Source organism: Candidatus Eisenbacteria bacterium, from assembly GCA_035577985.1.
In the GTDB taxonomy this organism is placed as follows: domain Bacteria; phylum Desulfobacterota; class Binatia; order DP-6; family DP-6; genus DATJZY01.
Genome location: DATJZY010000008.1, coordinates 1 through 17451, shown reverse-complemented (window position 1 = coordinate 17451; position 17451 = coordinate 1). Strand labels below are relative to the sequence as shown.

Annotated in this window: 15 protein-coding genes; 6 read left to right on the top strand and 9 right to left on the bottom strand. The window is 71.1% G+C overall.

What is annotated here, in order from left to right; all coding sequences use genetic code 11:
• Positions 1-85 precede the first annotated feature (85 nt).
• Together VMS22_00830 and VMS22_00825 are read right to left on the bottom strand one after the other, a co-directional pair.
• On the bottom strand, positions 86-1621 hold the full coding sequence (locus tag VMS22_00830; GenBank protein ID HXJ32556.1) for an alpha-amylase family glycosyl hydrolase: 1536 nt from the start codon (positions 1619-1621) through the stop codon (positions 86-88).
• Positions 1618-2811 carry a cytochrome P450 gene (locus tag VMS22_00825; protein HXJ32555.1) on the bottom strand — a complete coding sequence of 398 codons (1194 nt, stop codon included), beginning with the start codon at positions 2809-2811 and terminating at the stop codon, positions 1618-1620. Before VMS22_00825 ends, VMS22_00830 begins: the two co-directional genes overlap by 4 nt.
• 58 nt (positions 2812-2869) lie before the next feature.
• Between VMS22_00825 and VMS22_00820 the strand changes: the two genes are divergently transcribed.
• On the top strand, positions 2870-4396 hold the full coding sequence (locus tag VMS22_00820) for a helicase HerA-like domain-containing protein (protein ID HXJ32554.1): 1527 nt from the start codon (positions 2870-2872) through the stop codon (positions 4394-4396).
• Positions 4397-4405: 9 nt separating this feature from the next.
• Here VMS22_00820 and VMS22_00815 read toward each other — a convergent pair whose 3' ends face one another.
• Complete coding sequence (locus VMS22_00815) at positions 4406-5284, bottom strand: TIGR01777 family oxidoreductase (protein ID HXJ32553.1); 879 nt, start codon at positions 5282-5284, stop codon at positions 4406-4408.
• A gap of 81 nt (positions 5285-5365) precedes the next feature.
• On the opposite strand from VMS22_00815, the gene VMS22_00810 reads away from it, so the two are divergent.
• Positions 5366-6577, top strand: a complete 1212-nt coding sequence (locus VMS22_00810; GenBank protein ID HXJ32552.1) for a CoA transferase — start codon at positions 5366-5368, stop codon at positions 6575-6577.
• 12 nt (positions 6578-6589) lie between these two features.
• On the opposite strand, the gene purE is transcribed toward VMS22_00810, so the two are convergent.
• From purE to VMS22_00795, 3 genes are all read right to left on the bottom strand, one after another.
• A complete protein-coding gene (gene purE / locus VMS22_00805) occupies positions 6590-7096 on the bottom strand; it encodes a 5-(carboxyamino)imidazole ribonucleotide mutase (protein ID HXJ32551.1) in 507 nt (168 codons plus the stop codon).
• Positions 7096-7863, bottom strand: a complete 768-nt coding sequence (locus tag VMS22_00800) for a glucose 1-dehydrogenase (protein ID HXJ32550.1) — start codon at positions 7861-7863, stop codon at positions 7096-7098. Before VMS22_00800 ends, purE begins: the two co-directional genes overlap by 1 nt.
• 74 nt (positions 7864-7937) lie before the next feature.
• Entirely contained in the window at positions 7938-8735 is a 798-nt protein-coding gene (locus VMS22_00795) for a sugar phosphate isomerase/epimerase family protein (protein HXJ32549.1), read from the bottom strand.
• Positions 8736-8778: 43 nt separating this feature from the next.
• On the opposite strand from VMS22_00795, the gene VMS22_00790 reads away from it, so the two are divergent.
• Entirely contained in the window at positions 8779-9048 is a 270-nt protein-coding gene (locus tag VMS22_00790; protein ID HXJ32548.1) for a hypothetical protein, read from the top strand.
• A 123-nt stretch (positions 9049-9171) separates the two neighbouring features.
• Here VMS22_00790 and VMS22_00785 read toward each other — a convergent pair whose 3' ends face one another.
• Positions 9172-9801, bottom strand: a complete 630-nt coding sequence (locus VMS22_00785; GenBank protein ID HXJ32547.1) for a Maf family protein — start codon at positions 9799-9801, stop codon at positions 9172-9174.
• Positions 9802-9896: 95 nt separating this feature from the next.
• On the opposite strand from VMS22_00785, the gene VMS22_00780 reads away from it, so the two are divergent.
• Genes VMS22_00780 through VMS22_00770 form a run of 3 tightly spaced genes read left to right on the top strand, consistent with a single transcriptional unit; the run spans position 9897 to position 14742 of the window.
• Entirely contained in the window at positions 9897-10928 is a 1032-nt protein-coding gene (locus VMS22_00780; protein ID HXJ32546.1) for a gluconate 2-dehydrogenase subunit 3 family protein, read from the top strand.
• Positions 10921-12711: a GMC family oxidoreductase gene (locus VMS22_00775; protein ID HXJ32545.1), complete on the top strand. Its 1791-nt coding sequence runs from the start codon at positions 10921-10923 to the stop codon at positions 12709-12711. The genes VMS22_00780 and VMS22_00775 overlap by 8 nt, the downstream gene beginning before the upstream one ends.
• A gap of 24 nt (positions 12712-12735) precedes the next feature.
• Complete coding sequence (locus tag VMS22_00770) at positions 12736-14742, top strand: NAD(+) synthase (protein HXJ32544.1); 2007 nt, start codon at positions 12736-12738, stop codon at positions 14740-14742.
• A 12-nt stretch (positions 14743-14754) separates the two neighbouring features.
• On the opposite strand, the gene infA is transcribed toward VMS22_00770, so the two are convergent.
• Together infA and VMS22_00760 are read right to left on the bottom strand one after the other, a co-directional pair.
• Positions 14755-14970 carry a translation initiation factor IF-1 gene (gene infA, locus VMS22_00765; protein ID HXJ32543.1) on the bottom strand — a complete coding sequence of 72 codons (216 nt, stop codon included), beginning with the start codon at positions 14968-14970 and terminating at the stop codon, positions 14755-14757.
• A gap of 187 nt (positions 14971-15157) precedes the next feature.
• Complete coding sequence (locus VMS22_00760) at positions 15158-17311, bottom strand: PQQ-binding-like beta-propeller repeat protein (GenBank protein ID HXJ32542.1); 2154 nt, start codon at positions 17309-17311, stop codon at positions 15158-15160.
• Positions 17312-17451: the final 140 nt, after the last annotated feature.

Genomic DNA, 17451 nt, shown 5'->3' with positions numbered 1-17451 from the left:
GGCCGTCACGGCCCTGCAGTTCGTCGCGCCGCTTCGCAGGCGCCTCCGCGTCGCCCCCTGACCTCGCTCGCGACGGCGCCGGCGGCTACTTCTTGCGGGCGAGCAGGAGCCCTTGATCGGCCTTGAGCAGGCCTTGGTACGGCTCGCCTTCGGATTCGACGTTGGTCGCGACGTGGATCGTTCCGGAGGCGGGGTACGCCACCGACTCGTTGGTGAAGTTGACGAGGATCGTCCAGCGTTCGTCGGCGGTGTGGCGATCGTAGGCCAGGACGCCGGGCGGGGTGCTGCGCAGAGTGAGATCTCCGGTCCGAAGCGCTGGAGATCCTTTGCGGGCGTGGAGCAGGCGGCGGTACAGGTACAGGATCGAGCCGGGGTCTTCGCGTTGGTGTTCGAGGTTCCGCGTGGATGGCTCGGGGGGCCAGGGCAGCCAGGGGTCGGGTGTCGCCCAGCCGTGGGTCGGGCTCGCGTCCCAGGGGATCGGAGCGCGACACCCGTCGCGGCCGCCGGGATCGACCTGGCGCTCGCGTGGCACGTCGGCGTCCTCGAGACCGAGCTCTTCGCCGGCGTAGAGGAAGGGTGTACCGCGCAGCGTGAGCAGCATGACCGCGGCGGCGCGGGCGCGCGCCTCCGAGCCGAAGCGCGACCGGTGCCGCGGGACGTCGTGGTTCGAGAGCACCCAGGTCGGCCAGGCACCGAGCGGATCGAGCTCGGCCGCCACCGCGCGGATGCGCGCCTCCCATTCAGCCGCCTCCCACGGCGTCACGACCGACGCCGGGAGGTCGAAGGCCAGGTGCAGCTCGTCGTTGGCGCCGAAGTACGCCGGCAGCGCGTGGGTGAAGAGCTGGAAGACCTCGCCGACGAGCATGCGATCGCCGGGGTACGAATCCACGAGCTTGCGCAGCGCGCGCAGGTGCGCGTGGGTCGAGGAATGCTCGTTCACCGCGACGTGGGGGATCCCCGCCCGCTCGCGCGGCTCGTCCGGAAGCGCCGGATCCTTTCCGATGCCGTGCACCACGTCGACGCGGAACCCGTCGATGCCGCGACCCAGCCAGAAGCGCACGACGTCGTGCATGGCGGCGACGACCTCGGGGTTCGACCAGTCGAGATCCGGCTGCTCGGGAAGGAACTGGTGGAGGTAGTACTGGCCGGTCCCGCGATCGAGTGTCCACGCCGGCGTGCCGAGCGGGAACGCCGCCGTCCAGTTGTTGGGCGGCGCGCCGTTCGGCGCGGGATCGCGCCAGAAGTACCAGCCCCGCTTGGGGCTCGTACGCGAGCGGCGCGACTCCACGAACCACGGATGCTGGTCCGACGTGTGGTTCGGCACCCAGTCGAGCAGGACCCGCAGCCCCTTCGCGTGCGCCTCGGCGACCAGCCGATCGAGATCGGCGAGCGTCCCGAAGAGCGGATCGACGTCGCAGTAGTCGGCGACGTCGTAGCCGAAGTCCTTCATCGGCGAGCGGAAGACCGGCGACAGCCACACCGCGTCGACGCCCAGCCACACGAGGTGCTCCAGGCGGCGGCGGATGCCCTCGAGATCGCCCACGCCGTCGCCGCCGGTGTCGAGGAACGAGCGCGGATAGATCTGGTAGACGACGGCCGTCTTCCACCAGGGCGCGCTCATGCCGGCCGCGGCGTGAAGACGACCGGCATGTGCTCGATCCCGACGATGAAGTTCGACGGCCGGCGCGGCAGCGGCCCGTCGGACGCGAGCGTCAGGTCGGGCAGGCGCTCGAGCAGCGTCTCGAACATCACCTTCAGCTCCAGGCGCGCGAGGCTCGCACCGAGGCAGAAGTGCACGCCATGCCCGAAGGCGACGTGGTCGTTCGGCTCGCGATCGACGTGGAACTCGTGGGCACGCGCGAAGACGCGCTCGTCGCGGTTCGCGGACGGATAGAGAAGGAGCACCTTCTCCCCGGCGCGCACGCGCTCGCCGCCGAGGTCGACGTCGCGCGTCGCCGTCCGGTTCATGTTCTGGATCGGCGTCACCCAGCGCAGCATCTCCTCGACCGCCGACGGGACGAGGGCCGGGCCCTGGTGCAGCTTCCGGCGCTCGTCGGGATTGCGGATCAGCGCCTCCATGCCCCCGGTGATCACGTGGCGCGTCGTCTCGTCGCCGCCGACCAGGATGAGCAGCCCCTCCTGCAGGATGTCCTCGTCGCCGAGCTTCTGCCCGTCGATCTCGGCGTGCACGAGGACGCTCATCATGTCGTCGCGCGGGCGCGCGCGGCGGTCGGCGACCACACGCCGGTTGTAGGCGGCGTACTCGGCGAACGACTGCGTGGCACGCTCCATCACCTCCACCGGCGCGGTCGCGTTGGTGGCGAGGATGAGGTCGTCGGACCAGCGCAGCAGCATGTCGCGGTCCTCGGGCTCGACGCCGAGCAGGTCGCCGATCACGATCATGGGGAGCGGCGCCGCGATGTCGTGCACGAAGTCGCACGCGCCGCGGGCGGCGACCGCGTCGACGAGCCCGTGACAGATCTCGCGGATCTTCGGCTCGTGGTCGAGCACCCGCCGCGGCGTGAGACCCTTGTTCACGAGACTCCGCCGCCGGCGATGGTCGGGATCGTCGAGATTGATCATCGACGGAATCGCCGGCGAGTCGGGTCGCGAGCTCATGCGCGAGCAGAAGGTCTCCGTGTCCTTCGAGACGCGCAGCACGCCCTCGTAGCTCGCGACGCCCCACACCGCCCCGGCCTCGTCCCAGTAGACCGGCGCGTGCTCACGCATCCACCGGAAGTGCGGATGCGGATCGGCGGCGTACCAGGATCCGTCGAGGAGTCGGATCTCCCGATTCGCGATGCGCGGCATGCGGGCGGGGCTTACCAGAGATGTTGACGGCCCCGCCACCCCCGAGTAAGCGCGCGACATGGACGACAAGGTCGTAGCAGCGGCGCGCCAGGCGTTCGGCGGACAAGCCGCATCCGTCACCCTCGGGGCGCCGGTGCACGACGGCGCATGCAGTCCTGAGCCGCTCGTTCGCATCCCGCTGGCGCTCATGAACCGCCACGGGCTCGTCGCTGGCGCGACCGGCACCGGCAAGACGAAGACGCTCCAGCTCGTGGCCGAGCAGCTCTCGCAGGCCGGCGTGTCGGTGTTCCTCGCCGACGTGAAGGGCGACGTCTCGGGCATCGCCGTCCCCGGCGAGGCGAACGACCGCGTCCAGCAGCGCGCGAAGGAGACGGGCTACGCGTGGCACCCGAGCGGGTTCCCGGTCGAGTTCCTGTCGCTCACCGGCAAGCGTGGCGCCCAGCTCCGTGCGACCGTGTCGTCGTTCGGACCACTCCTGCTCTCGAAGGTGCTGAGCCTCAACGACACCCAGACGAGCGTCCTGACGCTCGTCTTCAAGTACGCCGACGACCGCCACCTGGAGCTCTTCGACTTCGGCGATCTGCGCGCCGTGCTGCAGCATCTCTCCGGTCCCGGCGCCGCCGATCTCAAGGACTACGGCGGCATGTCGAAGCAGACGGTCGGCGTCCTGCTGCGCGAGATGGTGGAGCTCGAGCAGCAGGGCGCACAGGCGTTCTTCGGCGAGCCCGAATTCGACCTCCACGACCTCATGCAGACCGAGCGCGACGGACGCGGCCTCGTGTCGGTGCTCGAGCTGACCGACGTGCAGGACAAGCCCGCGCTGTGGTCGACGTTCCTCATGTGGATGCTCGCGCGCCTCTACAACATGCTCCCCGAGGTCGGCGATGCCGACAAGCCGAAGCTCGTCTTCTTCTTCGACGAGGCGCATCTCCTGTTCGACGGCGCGAGCAAGGAGTTCCTGACCCAGGTCGAGCAGGTCGTCCGTCTGGTCCGCTCGAAGGGCGTCGGCATCTTCTTCGTGACGCAGAGCCCGAAGGACATCCCGCCCGACATCCTGGGACAGCTCGGCAACCGCGTGCAGCACGCGCTGCGCGCCTTCACCGCCGACGACGAGAAGGCGCTCAAGGCGGCGGCGCGGACGTTCCCGAAGACACCCTTCTACGACATCGAGCAGACGCTGACGTCGCTCGGAACGGGCGAAGCGCTCGTGACCGTGCTCTCGCCGAACGGGACGCCGACGCCGCCGTTCGCGACCCGGATCGTGCCGCCCGCCTCGCGCATGGGACCGCTCACCGACGCCGAGATGGGCCAGCGCATCGGCTCGTCGGCGCAGGTGAAGAAGTACTCGCAGGCCGTCGATCGCGAAAGCGCCGAGGAGAAGCTTGCGGGAGCTGCGGCGGCGGGTGATGCCGGAGCGGGCGCGCCCGCCCCGGGCGGTCGCGGCGCCGTCCGCGAGGAGCCGAGCACGCTCGAGAAGGTGCTGAACTCGCGCGTCACCAAGACCGTCGCGGTGACGGTCGCGGGCGCCATCACCCGCGGCATCATGGGTGCGCTCCTCGGCCCGACGCGCCGCCGGCGGTACTGACGCGAGGAGCTATTCGATCGAGGCGGCGATCGCTCCCGCGAGGTCGGGGTGCTTCCAGGCGTATCCGGCCGCGGTCGCAGCCTTCGGGACCACGCGCTGCCCCGTGAGGAGCATCTCTGCCATCTCGCCGAGCGCCAGCCGGAGCGCGATACCTGGAACGGGGAAGATCGCGGGCCGATGGACGGCATGCGCGAGCGCCGTCGTGAAGTCGCGATTGCGGACGGGCGACGGGGCGGTCGCGTTCACGGGCCCCGTGTAGGCGGCGTCGCCCAGCGCGGCCAGCACGAGCCCGACCACGTCGTCGCGGTGGATCCAGCTCATCCACTGCTTGCCGTTCCCGAGGCGGCCCCCGAGACAGGCGCGAAACGGGATCACCATGCGGCCGAGCGCGCCCCCGCCGGGTCCGAGGACGACGCCGATGCGAAGGGCGACGACGCGGACGTCGAAGTCCTTCGCGCGCCAGGCCGCGGCTTCCCACTGCCGGCACACCGAGGCGAGGAAGCCCTCGCCCGCGGTCGCCGTCTCGTCCAGCTCCTCGTCGCCGCGCGGGCCGTAGAAGCCGATCGCCGACGCGCTCACGAGCACCTGCGGACGCTTCGGCGACTCGGCGATGGCGTCGACGATCGCGCGCGTGCCCTCGACGCGGCTCGCCGTGATCGCGGCCTTGCGCGGCGCCGTCCATCGGCCGTCGGCGATCGGCTCGCCGGCCAGGTTCACGATCGCGTCGGTCTCGGCCATCGCGGCCCGCACTCCGTCCCACGCGATCGCCTTGGCGGGAACGTAGCCGGGTTGGCGGCTGACGATCGTCACGTCGTGCCCGGCGCCGCGCAGCGCCCGCGCCACCGGATCGCCGATGAACCCCGTCCCGCCCGTTAGCAGCACTCGCATGGCGCGCGCCCACTAGCACGCCTGCCGTGACGGTGAAAACGCCGCTTGCCGCGCCGCCGCGCCCTGTGCGAGTGGGGCGTCATGACGATGCCGCTCGACGGGATCCGCGTGATCGACTGGACGATCTGGCAGCAGGGGCCGGTGTGCTCCGTCATGCTCGGCGACCTCGGCGCCGAGGTGATCAAGGTCGAGGAGCGCGTCGGCGGCGATCCGGGGCGCGGCATCCTGCGTGCGCAGGGGATCGATCTCTCGGATCGGCCGAACTTCTACTTCGAGGCCAACAACCGCAACAAGCGCAGCATCACCGTCGACCTGAAGAAGCCCGCCGGCGTCGAGATCGTGCGCAAGCTCGCCGACGGCGCCGACGTGTTCGTACAGAACTTCCGCCAGGGCGTCGCGGGACGGCTCGGGCTCGACGCCGCCACGCTGCGCGAACGCAATCCGCGCCTCATCTACGCGAGCGCCACCGGCTACGGCCCGCTCGGACCCGAGAGCGGCGATCCGTCGTTCGACTACCTCGGCCTCGCGCGCTCCGGGATCATGATGTCGGCCGGGGAGCCCGACGACGAACCGCTCGCGATCGCGGGCGGCATCGCCGACCAGATGGGCGCCGTCATCCTCGCCTACGGCGTGCTCGCCGCGCTCCTCGCCCGGGAGAAGACGGGACGCGGCCAGGAGGTCGACGCCTCGCACCTGGGATCGATGGCGTGGCTGCAGGGCCTCGGGCTCTCGGCGCGCCTGATGCTCGGCCGCGCGCTCCCGCGCACGGCGCGGAAGTTCGCGACCAACCCGCTCTGGAACCACTACAAGTGCGCCGACGGCGAGTGGCTCGCGCTCGCCATGATCCAGGGCGATCGCTACTGGGCGAACATCTGCCGCGTGCTCGGCGCGCCCGAGGCGGCTACCGATCCCCGCTTCACGACCATGATCGACCGCATGATGAACGCCGGCGACTGCGTGGCGCTGCTCGACGCCCGGTTTGCCACCCGCACGCGCGCCGAGTGGCTGGAGGCTCTGCGCAGCGGCGGCGACTTCATCGTCTCGGTCGTGAACTCGGTCGACCAGCTCCCCGACGACCCCCAGGTGCAGGCGAACCGGTACGTCACGACCTTCGAGCACCCGACCTTCGGCCCGACGCAGGTCGTAGGCGTGCCGATCGGGCTCAGCGAGACGCCGGGATCGCTGCGCCGCCCTGCCCCGGAGTTCGGCCAGCACACCGAGGAGATCCTGACGGAGCTCCTCGGCTACTCGTGGGACGAGGTGGGTCGGTTGCGCGAGCAGGAAGTGATCTGACCGCGCTCGCCGTCAGGTCGCCTTGCGCGGATCGACGCCGGCCCGAACCTTCTCGGTCTGGCGCGTTCGATAGAGCTCGAGCGCCTTCTTCACGTCGGGGTGCTTGTTCGCGAGGATCGCCGCCGCGAAGAGCGCCGCGTTGATCGCTCCGGGCTTCCCGATCGCGAGCGTCGCGACCGGGATGCCGGCCGGCATCTGCACCATGGAGAGCAGCGAGTCGAGCCCGTTCAGCGACGCCGAGTGCATGGGGACGCCCAGCACCGGCAGGGACGTCTTCGCCGCGACGACGCCGGCGAGATGCGCCGCACCGCCGGCGGCCGCGATCAGGACCTCGATGCCGCGGCCCTCGGCCGCCGTCACGTACTCGACGACGAGATCGGGGCTCCGGTGCGCCGACATCACGCGCGGCTCGTTCGGGATGCCGAGCGAGTCGAGCGTGTCGCAGGCGTTCTTCATCACCTCCCAGTCGGACTGGGACCCCATGAGGATGCCGACCAGCGGCTTCGCCCCGGTCGCCATCAGCCGAGCATCACCATGCCGCCGTCGACCGGGATGCACTGGCCGGTCACGAACGACGAGTCGTCGGACGCGAGAAACACCGCCGCGCCCGTCACGTCCTCGGGCTCGAGCGCGCGATGGATCGCCATCTGCGTGTCGATGATGTGCTGGAGGTAGACCTCCGGCACGCCCTGCTTGGTCGCCTCGGTCATGGTCGGGCCCGGCGCGATCGCGTTCACGCGGATGTTGTGCTTGCCGATGCTGCCGGCCATGTAGTGCGTCATCGCGTTGATCGCGGCCTTCGTCACGCTGTAGTGGAACGACGGCAGGTTGTCGTCGAAGACCGGGTACTCGGGGTGGAGCCAGGCCGCCGACGACGACTGGTTGATGATCGAGCCGCCGCCGCTCTTCACCATGTACGGGAAGACGGCGCGGCTCATGAGCCAGGCGCCGAAGTAGTTCACGTCGAAGATCTTCTTCAGGTACGCGAAGGAGCTGTCGAAGTTGTCGATGCCGTAGAAGATGGCCGCGTTGTTCACGAGGACGTTGATCTTCCCGAAGCGATCGAACACGGCCTTGGCCGCCCGCTGCGTGTCGGCCTCGTTCGAGACGTCGACCCGCTCGAAGACGTGCGGAGCCCCGAGCGCCTTGGCGACGGCCTGGCCCTTCTCGGCGTTGATGTCGGCGACGACGACCGTCGCGCCCTCGGCGGCGAACCGCTTGGCATAGGCCTCGCCGATGCCCTGCCCCGCGCCGGTGATGAGCGCGACCTTGTCCTTGAGCCTCATGTGCACGTCCCCTTTCCGAGTACCGTAGTCGACGTGTCTAGCGCTCCCCCGCGCCTGCCCGCAAGCGTGGCCGTCTACGTCCACAGCGCGTCGAAGGCCGCGAGCGCGCGCGGCACGACCGCGGCGTAGCCCTCGGCCTCGATGCGCGGGCCGAGCAGCTCGATGTCGTACCAGCCGGCATAGCCGGCGGCGTCCAGGGCCCGCAGGATGCGGCGCAGCGGGATGTCGCCGTCGCCCATGACCACGCGGTCGCTCGCCGCGAGCGTCCCGACCTTGAAGTCGTTCACCTGCACGACGGCGATGCGTGACGTGCGCTCGCGAATGTTGCGGTAGAGGTCGCGCTCGATCCAGGCGTTGTTCAGCTCGAGGACCACGCCGACCTGTGGCGAGCCGAGCTCGTCCGCGTAGTCGAGCGCGTCGGCGAAGGTGTGCAGGAACCCGAGGTCCATCCGCAGCTGGCTCACCGGCTCGATCGCGAGGCGCACGCCGAGGCGCGCGGCCTCGGGCACGAGCTCCGCAAAGAGCGGATGCGCCCGCTCGGCCTGCTCCTCCCACGACCACGCCGGCGCATGCCCCGGCAGGACGAAGAGGCACGCGGCGCCCAGCTCCGCCGCGGCTGCGAGATGCCCGCGCGTCCGCTCGAGCGTCGCGCGCGTCCCCTCCGCGTCGTCGAGGGGGAAGCCACCCGACGAGGTGAGGCACGAAACGGCGAGCCCGGCGTCCTTCAGGAGTCGCACGGCCCGCGAGACGCCGACGGCTTCGAGCTTCCGCACCGAGACGCCGACCGCGTGAACGCCGGCCGACGCGTAGAAGGCCACGTCCTCCTCGAACGACCAGCGCAGGGTCGTGATCTGACTCAGCGAGACACGCACTTTGCTGGAAACACCCCCCGTGTGACGTGTACAATGCGTCTCGATGCCGTCCGCAAGCTCACGAGTCCTCACCCGTCATCAGTACGAGGTACGGCAGATCGACCGCCGCTGGCTCGTCGCCTGGATCGGATCGTTCCTGGCCTCGCTCGTCCTCTTCTTCGCGATCTACGGGGTCTACAAGGCGACCGGCCCTCACCCCCAGGTGACCGTGCTGATGCGGCACCTGAAGCACCACGCGCGCTGGCTGATCCCCGGCCTCAAAGCCAAACCCAACGCCAGGGACGAAGCCCGTCTCCTTACCTTCAGCGTCTAGCAGACCGGCCCTCACCCGCGCGTACCTCGTCTGTCGCGCCGGCTTCGCCGGCCGCGGCATGCCGGTCGCGCGTCCCACAGAGGCCTCATACTCGCCCCGACCCAGGACGAAGTCTCGGGTCGGCTAGAAGTTCATCGGGCACACGGCGCAGCGCGAGAGCGTTTCGCCGGGGCGCCGGGGCGCCACGCAGCCGGCCTCGCGCAGGAGCCGGTACGCCGTCCATAGGGGCAGCCCCATGACGTTGCAGTAGCAGCCGTGGATGGCCTCCACGGGCAGGAACGGGTCGTCCTGGATGCCGTACGCCCCCGCCTTGTCCCGGCCGCCGCCGCCGGCAACGTACGCCGCCACCTCCTCGTCGGAGTAGGCCCGCATGCGCACCTCGCTCTCGATAGCGGCCGTCCACTCGCTGTCCACCGTCCGCACGACGACTCCGGTGACGACCAGGTGCATCCGCCCGCGGAGCGCGACCAGCATCCGGCGCGCGTCGGCGTCGTCGCGCGGCTTGCCGAGTACCCGATCGTCCAGCACGACCATGGTGTCGGCGGCCAGGACTACCGTGTCCGCCGCCCCGTTGGCCGCCCGTGCCTTCGCCGAGGCGACGGCGATGGCTGCGTCCGCCGGCGCGTGATCGCCCGCGGCAGCCGCCTCGTCGATGTCGGTCGCTCGCACCGTGAAGCCGAGGTCGATGGCATCCAGCAGCTCGCGGCGCCGCGGCGACGCGGACGCCAGCACGAGCTTGGTCGGGGGAATCACGCGCGCACGATAGCGTCTCGGTGCGGGGCTGCGCCAGCGCGCCGAGCACCCCGCATTCCTTGACGGCCCGGGCGGTCGAGCGATAAGCCGCGCGCATGTCACGCGTCCGGATCCCGAGGCAGCCGCGCGTCCCGGCCGTTCCGCTTCCCCCCGAGCTGCGCTGGGACGCACCGGCGGCGAGCGTGGCGGTCCTCCTCTCGCGCCGGCAGTTCCTGCGTGCCGTAGCCGTCCTGCTCGCCGTGCTCTCGCTCCCACTCGTGCGCGTGCAGCGCGCCGCCGCGCGCGCGAAGGGCCGCTTCTTCACCAAGCCCGAGCGTGCGACGCTGGAAGCCCTCTGCGATCGGATCATCCCGCCCGACGCGGGTGGCCCCGGCGCCAAGGGCATGGGCGCCGCGCAGTACATCGAGAACCTCTTGACGGCGCTCGACGGCAAGAAGGCGCGCCTGTACGCGGGTGGCCCGTTCAGCGGGCGGAATTCCCTCCCCGACAACAAGCGCGGGGTCATCTCCAAGCGACGCCCCAAGGACGCCTTCAAGAAGTTCATCCCGCCCACGCGCCTGCAGGAGCTCTACTGGCGCGGCGAGCTGTTCGGCACCGCCGGCGTCCCCGAGCTGGCGGCGCTCGACGCGCAGTTCGGCGGTCCGAAGAAGGGCTTGCGCGACGTGTATCGCGACGGGCTCGCCCGGGTCGACGAGATCGCGCAGATGACGAAGGGCGGCACGTTCGCGTCGCTCTCGACCGCCGACCAGGACGCCGTGATGGCGATGCTCGACGATGCGGGCGCCTTCCAGCCGGACGCGCGGCGCGGCGGCGACACCTTCTTCAATACGGTCGTCCGCCAGACGATCGAGGGCTGCTTCTCGGTTCCGGAGTACGGCGGCAACGTGAAGACGCAGGGCTGGGCGCTGGTCGGGCTCGAAGGCGACAGCCAGCCGCTCGGGTACTCGATCTTCTCCGCCGCCACCGGCGGCTACGTCGAGCGCCCCGACCACCCCATGTCGACGGCCAACCCCGACGAGCTCGGCGGTCCGAAGCCGCTCTCGGCCGACGGCCAGGCCGTCCAGACCGCGATCTCGACGCTCTCTCCCGGGCTCGATCGCCTGCTGTGCGGGGACACCAATGCGTAAGCGCAAGCAGGAGAACGTCCTCGGCAACACGGGGCTCACGCACTTCGACGTCTGCATCATCGGCAGCGGCGCCGGCGGCGGCACCGCCGCCCACGTGCTGACGGCCGGCGGCAAGAACGTGCTCGTGCTCGAGACCGGCCCCCTCACGTACGACTTCCTGGACGATCCGAAGCGCGACCCCGTCCCGCTGCACTCGAACGACGAGGTGAAGTACGAGGTGCGCATGTGGATCGATCCCATCGCCGATCTCGATCCACGAACCTTCCGGCAAGGCGCGTCCGGGCCGGCGACGCTGAACGAGGACGTGAACCAGCTCCCGCGCCTGGTCGGCGGCGCGTTCGGCCACGCCGACGTGAAGACGCCCCGCTTCACGAAGGTCGACTTCCGCCTGAAGACGGCGGTCGAGGAGCTGATCGGCGCGACGCCGATGCTCGCCGTTCCCGGCTTCGGCAGCGACAGCGCGAGCGCCAACTTCGCCGACTGGCCGTTCAGCTACGACGACCTCGAGCCCTTCTACACCGAGATCGAGCAGCTCTACGGCGTCCAGGGCGCCGAGGACAACCCGTACGCCTCGACGCGCTCGAAGCCGTACCCGATGCCGCCGGGCGTCCCCATGTACCTCGGCCTCAAGCTCGCCGCGGGCTGCATGGCCACGTCGCTCGACGGCCGCGTGCTGACGCCGCATCACTTCCCGGCGACGGCCGCGTCGCAGTTCTACGACGGGCGTCCGCCGTGCGTCGATTGCGGCATGTGCAGCGGCTTCGGCTGCCCGAACAACTCCAAGGGCGCGCCCGCGGTCGTGACGCTGCGCAAGGCGCTCCTCTCCGGCCGCTGCCAGCTCCGCTACAACGCGACCGTCATGCGGCTCGGCGTCGCGGGTGGGCGCGTGACCGACGTCGAGTACGTCGACGCCGACGGGGCGCCACAGACCGCCAGCGCCGACGCGTTCATCCTGGCGGCGAGCGCAATCGAGTCGGCGCGGCTGGCACTCCTCTCCGGCGTGCCGAGCGCGAGCGGCCAGATCGGCCGCAATCTCATGTTCCACCTGCAGACCAACGTGAACGGCTTCTCGCCCGAGCGCATCCATGGACAGCGCGGGCGCGCGGTCACGCACGGCGTGTCCGACTTCCGCGGCGTCGAGCCGGGGGGCGAGGCACTGCGCGTCTTCTCGACGCCCGACGGCCCGCGCCTGCGCCTGGGTGGCGTGTGCGAGTTCGGCGGCTCGCAGGGGCTGCCCATCACCGAGGACGGCTGGGTCTACGCCCTCCAGCTCGGCGTCGCGCCGGGTCAGGCTCTGAAGAACGCGCTCCGCGACGGCGCACTCGGCCAGCACCTCTTCGGCCTCATCATGCAGGCCGAGGACGCGCCGCAGCTCGCAAATCAGATCGATCTCGATCCCACGGTGAAGGACGTCTTCGGCCGTCCCGCGGCGCGCGTCAGCTACGACACGCATCCGTTCGAGAAGGAGACGCGCGACTTCTACATTCCGTTCCTGCGCGAGGTCGTGACCAAGGCGGGCGGTACGAACGCCTTCATCACGCCCTGCGACCTTGCGCTCGGCGCGCCGACGTCGCGGCACGTGATGGGCACCCTGCGCATGGGCAGCGATCCCGCGACGTCGGTCGTCGACGCGGGCGGCAAGTTCCACGAGGTCGAGAACCTCTACACCTGCGACGGCAGCGTCTTCGTCACCTCCTCGGGCTGGAACCCGACGCTCACGCTCATGGCCGTCGCCGCGAAGATCGCGCACGGGATCGCCGGCACGCCGCCCGTGCTTCTCTAGGAACACGGAACGGCCCCGGCTATCATGCCGGCCGTGGAACGTGGCTTTCTCGATGTCCGGGCGCACGGTTTCGCGCGCGTCGCGATCGTGATCCCCGAGGTCCGGGTCGCCGACCCGGCCTACAACGTCGAGGCACACCTCCGCATGCTGGCCGCGGCGCGCGACGAAGGCGCCGCGTACGCGGTCTGCCCCGAGCTCGGCCTCTCCGGCTACTCGTGCGGCGACCTCTTCTTCCAGGACACGCTCCTGCGCGCCACGCGCGACGCGATCGCACGGCTCGCGCAGGCGACGCACGACTGGCCCATGGCGATCTCCGTCGGCGCGCCGGTCGCCGTCGACGGCACGCTCTTCAACTGCGCGGTCACGATGGTGGGCGGGCACGTGGTCGCGGTCGCGCCGAAGTCGTATCCGCCGAACTACCGCGAGTTCTACGAGCTGCGCTGGTTCCAGCCGGCGGCGGCCGCGGCGGCCGACGCGATCGACCTCCTCGACGACACGGCACCCTTCGGCAACGACGTGCTGGTCGAGCTCGCCGGCATTCCCGGCTTCGTCCTCCACACCGAGATCTGCGAGGACCTCTGGGTTCCCGTGCCGCCGAGCACGATCGCCGCGCTCGCGGGCGCCACCGTGCTCGCGAACCTCTCGGCGTCGAACATCACGATCGGCAAGGCCGACTACCGGCGCGAGCTCGTCCGCATGTCGGCGGCCAAGAACCTCGCCGCGCAGCTCTACAGCGCCGCCGGCTACGGCGAGTCGACGTCGGACCTCGCCTGGGACGGCCACGGGCTGGTCGCCGATCGTGGCGAGCTGGTCGCCGAGAGCGAGCGCTTCGTCATGGGCGGCTCGCACGTCGTCGCCGACGTGGATCTGCTCGCGCTCGCCGAGGACCGCATGCGGCAGACGTCGTTCGGGCAGAACGCCGCCGCGCTCGCGCGCCCCGCACGCCGCGTGGTCGTGCCGCTGCCGCGCGACGGCCGTGCCGCGACCGTCTTCGATCGCCTGGCGCGCCGCATCCACCCGCTGCCGTTCGTGCCGAGCGATCCCGCCGAGCGCGACGCTCGCTGCCGCGAGATCTTCCTCATCAAGGCGACGTCGCTGGCGCGGCGCCTGGAGTCGCTGCCGGAAAACGGACGCCGGGTCATCCTCGGCGTGTCGGGCGGACGCGATTCGACCCAGGCCCTCCTCGTCGCGATCCACGCCATGGACCTCCTCGGGCTCGCGCGCGCGAACGTCGTCGGTATCACCATGCCGGGGTTCGGCACGTCGGAGGGCACCTATCGCGTCGCCTGCTCGCTCGTGCGCGCGCTCGGTGCCACGCTGCGCGAGGTCGACGTGAAGCCGATCGCGAGCGACGTCTTCGCTGCGATCGGCCACGACCCGACGATCGAGGACGTGACGTTCGAGAACGTGCAGGCATGGGCACGGAAGTTCGTGCTCTTCGGCGCCGCGTCGCGCGAGCGCGGCATCGACCTCGGCACCGGCGACCTCTCGGAGCTGGCGCTCGGCTTCGCCACCTACGGCGGCGACCACATGTCGCATTACGGCGCCAACGCCGGCGTGCCGAAGACGCTCGTCTCGGAGCTGATCCGCTGGGCGTCCGAGACCGTGTTCGCGAAGGAGTCGGCCGTCGCGGCGGCGCTGCGCGAGGTGCTCGCCACCCCGATCAGCCCGGAGCTGCTGCGCCCGCGTCCCGACGGCTCGATCGCGCAGCGCACCGAGGAGCTGGTCGGTCCCTACGAGCTGCACGACTTCTTCCTGTACTACTTCCTTCGTTTCGGCTTCGGCCCGCGCCGCATCGCCCGCATGGCGCTGCACGCGTTCGACGGCCGCTACGGCCTGGGCGAGATCCGCCGCTGGCTGCTCGTGTTCCTGCGGCGCTTCTTCGCGAGCCAGTTCAAGCGCGACTGCGTGCCGGACTCGCCGAAGGTCGGGTCGGGCGGCTCGCTCTCACCACGCAGCGACTGGCGCATGCCGGCCGACGCGTCGGTCGCCGCCTGGATCGCCGAGGCGGAATCGATCCCGCAGGCCTAGGCCCGAGGCGGCTCAGCCGCGGAAGACGATCAGGCCGTGCGTGGGATCGTACGGCGACACGGCGATCGTCACGCGATCGCCCGGGATCACCCGGATGTGGTAGCGCCGCATGCGCCCGCCGATCTTGGCGATGAAGTCCATGCCGTTGTCGCCCTTCACGCGGTAGTTGCCGCCGGCGAGCGCTTCGGCGATGACGCCCTTTATCTGGATGAGATCGTCGCGAGCCAAGAATCGGGTGAGTAACACACGGGGTTGGTTCGGGCAACGTGAGAGTCCTCGTGCGCGGCCGAGCGGATGCCGGGGGGTGCGGCGTTCGCTCCCCGATGATCGCTCGGCGCCGCACCCCCCGGCACCCGCTCGGCCGGATCTGTGCTGCACGCACGTCGCCCACGCGACGCCGCGTGCCGGGTGACGGCTAGAGAAGATCGTCGATGCGGGTGCGCAGGTCGGTCATCGTCGACGAGACGGCGTCGCCGCATTCGGGGGGGAGGCTGCCGCGGCGGACGCGCTTCTCGGCCATCCGCTGCGCTTGCATGGCGGCGCTCCGTGCCGCCTTCAGGAGGCGCTTGCGCTTGGCCGCTTTGGTTGCGGTCTCGGCGCTCCGCAGACGACTCTCGGCCTGGCCGAGGAGCTTCTGGATCGGGCCGGGAATGCCGGCGGTGCAGCTCGCGTCGATCGTCGGGCGCTCGAAGACACAGGTCGCCGACGACACGCCGGCGCGTGTCACGTGGGTACAGCCCTGCGCGGGCTCGCAGCCGTCGTCGGTGCACGGATCGGCGTCGTCGCACGCGGGGGCGCCGCCACCGATGCACTGCGTGCCGACGCAGTGGTCGCCCGCCGTGCAGGCATTGCCGTCGTCGCACGCCGATCCGCCCGCCTTGGGGCGGTCGTGGCACTGTCCGGTCGCGGCGTTGCACGCCGACTCTTCACACGGCGCATCGGTCGGCGGACAGACGATCGGATCGCCGCCCGTGCACGTCCCGGACTGGCAGACGTCCTCGGTCGTGCAGGCGTTGCCGTCGTCGCAGGGGAGCCCGTCGCCCACGATCTCGCACGAAGCGCTGCAGCAGTCGTTCGGAGTGTCTAGCCCGCCGTCGCACGCCTCCTGGGGATCGCGGATCCCGTCGCCGCAGATCTCCGGCGTGCAGTTCGGCCGGCAGCCGTCGCCCAGTGCGAGATTGGCGTCGTCGCAGGCCTCGCCCGCGTCCTGGTGGCCGTCGCCGCATGGGAAGCTGCCGCCTGTTGCGCTGGCGAGCTTCACGACCGTGAGCTCGTCGGCCCCGGCGCCGTTGTTCGTGAACCCGCCGGCGGCGACGTGGCCTGCCGCGTCGATCGCGACGGCGAGCGCCTGATCGGCAGCCGCGGCCTGCCCGTCGAGGAGGTCGCGCCACGTTTCGGTCCCCGTCGCGCCGTCGAGCTTCAAGGTCGCGAAGTCGTTGGTCGCGCTGCGAATGCGACCGGCGATGACCACGTCGCCGTCGGCGTCGATCGCGAGCGCGCGCGCGTCGTCGGTGCGGTGCGCAGGGCCGTCGATCTGCGTCGTCCAGAGCTCGCGACCGTCGGCCGGATCGCGTTTGGTGACGAAGGCGTCGGTGGCCATCCCCGTGTTCGCGAGCGAGCCGGCGGCCACGACGCCGCCGTCCGGAGCCACCGCGAGCCCGAGCACGCCGTCCGTATCGTTCGCGTCGGCCGCCGTGCCGTCGAGCGTCCCCCGCCAGGACTCGGTGCCGGTCGCGGCATCGAGCGCGGCGATGACGACGTCCGGGGAGGTCGTGGTCCCGTTCAGCTCGCCCGCCACCACGACGCGCGTCCCGGCGAGCGCGATCGCCTCGACCGCATCGCCCGTGTGCCCGCTGCCGGTGAGGACGACGTGCCAGCCGACGTCGCCGGTGGCGGGGTCGAGCCGCGCCACGACGATGTCCGTGCCCGCCGCCCCCGTCACGTGCCCCGCGACGTAGATCGCGTCCGCCGCCGTCGCGACCACGCGCGCGACACCGCCTGCACCGTCGATGTGCGAATGCCACACGATCGCACCGTCGGCGGCGGCGAGGCGCCACACCGTGAACGGACCCTTCGCATCGGGCCGGGTGCTCGATCCTACCGCGATCACGTCGTCGCCGAAGAGCGCGCCATCGCGGACGTTGTCGGCGCCGGCACTCCCGCCGTCGAGGTCGACACGCCAGCCCGGGCTCGTCGTGCCGCCCGTCGTCCCGACGAGCCGCGCCACGACCCCGTCGTTCCCGAGATTCGTGTTCGCCACCTGGCCGAGCACGACCACGTCGCCCCCGCTCATGACGAGCACGTCGCGCAGGATGTCGTTGCCACCCGCCGACCCCGCGATCACGGCCCTCCACGCCTCCACCCCGTCCGCCGACCCTAGCTTCACTGCGATGCCGTCATCCCCCGCCGCCGTCGTCCCGAACCGCCCCGCGGCGACGACGTCACCAGCCGACGTCGTGGCGATCGCATTCACCCGCCCGGGGTCGGGGGTTCCGGAAACCCGCACACGCCACGCGAACGCAGGAGCGGACAGGCACAGCACCGAGAGACCAAGGATGAGGACGCGCATCCGGCCACCCTACTCGGCGCGCGCAGCTCGGGTCTAGCAATAGTTGGCTCTGGTGCGGGGTGGCGGCGGGGGCGCAGAGGGTCCTCGCGGACCCGAGAGCGCGGCCGCTACGCAGCCCTAGGCGGAGTAGGCCGCGCGCC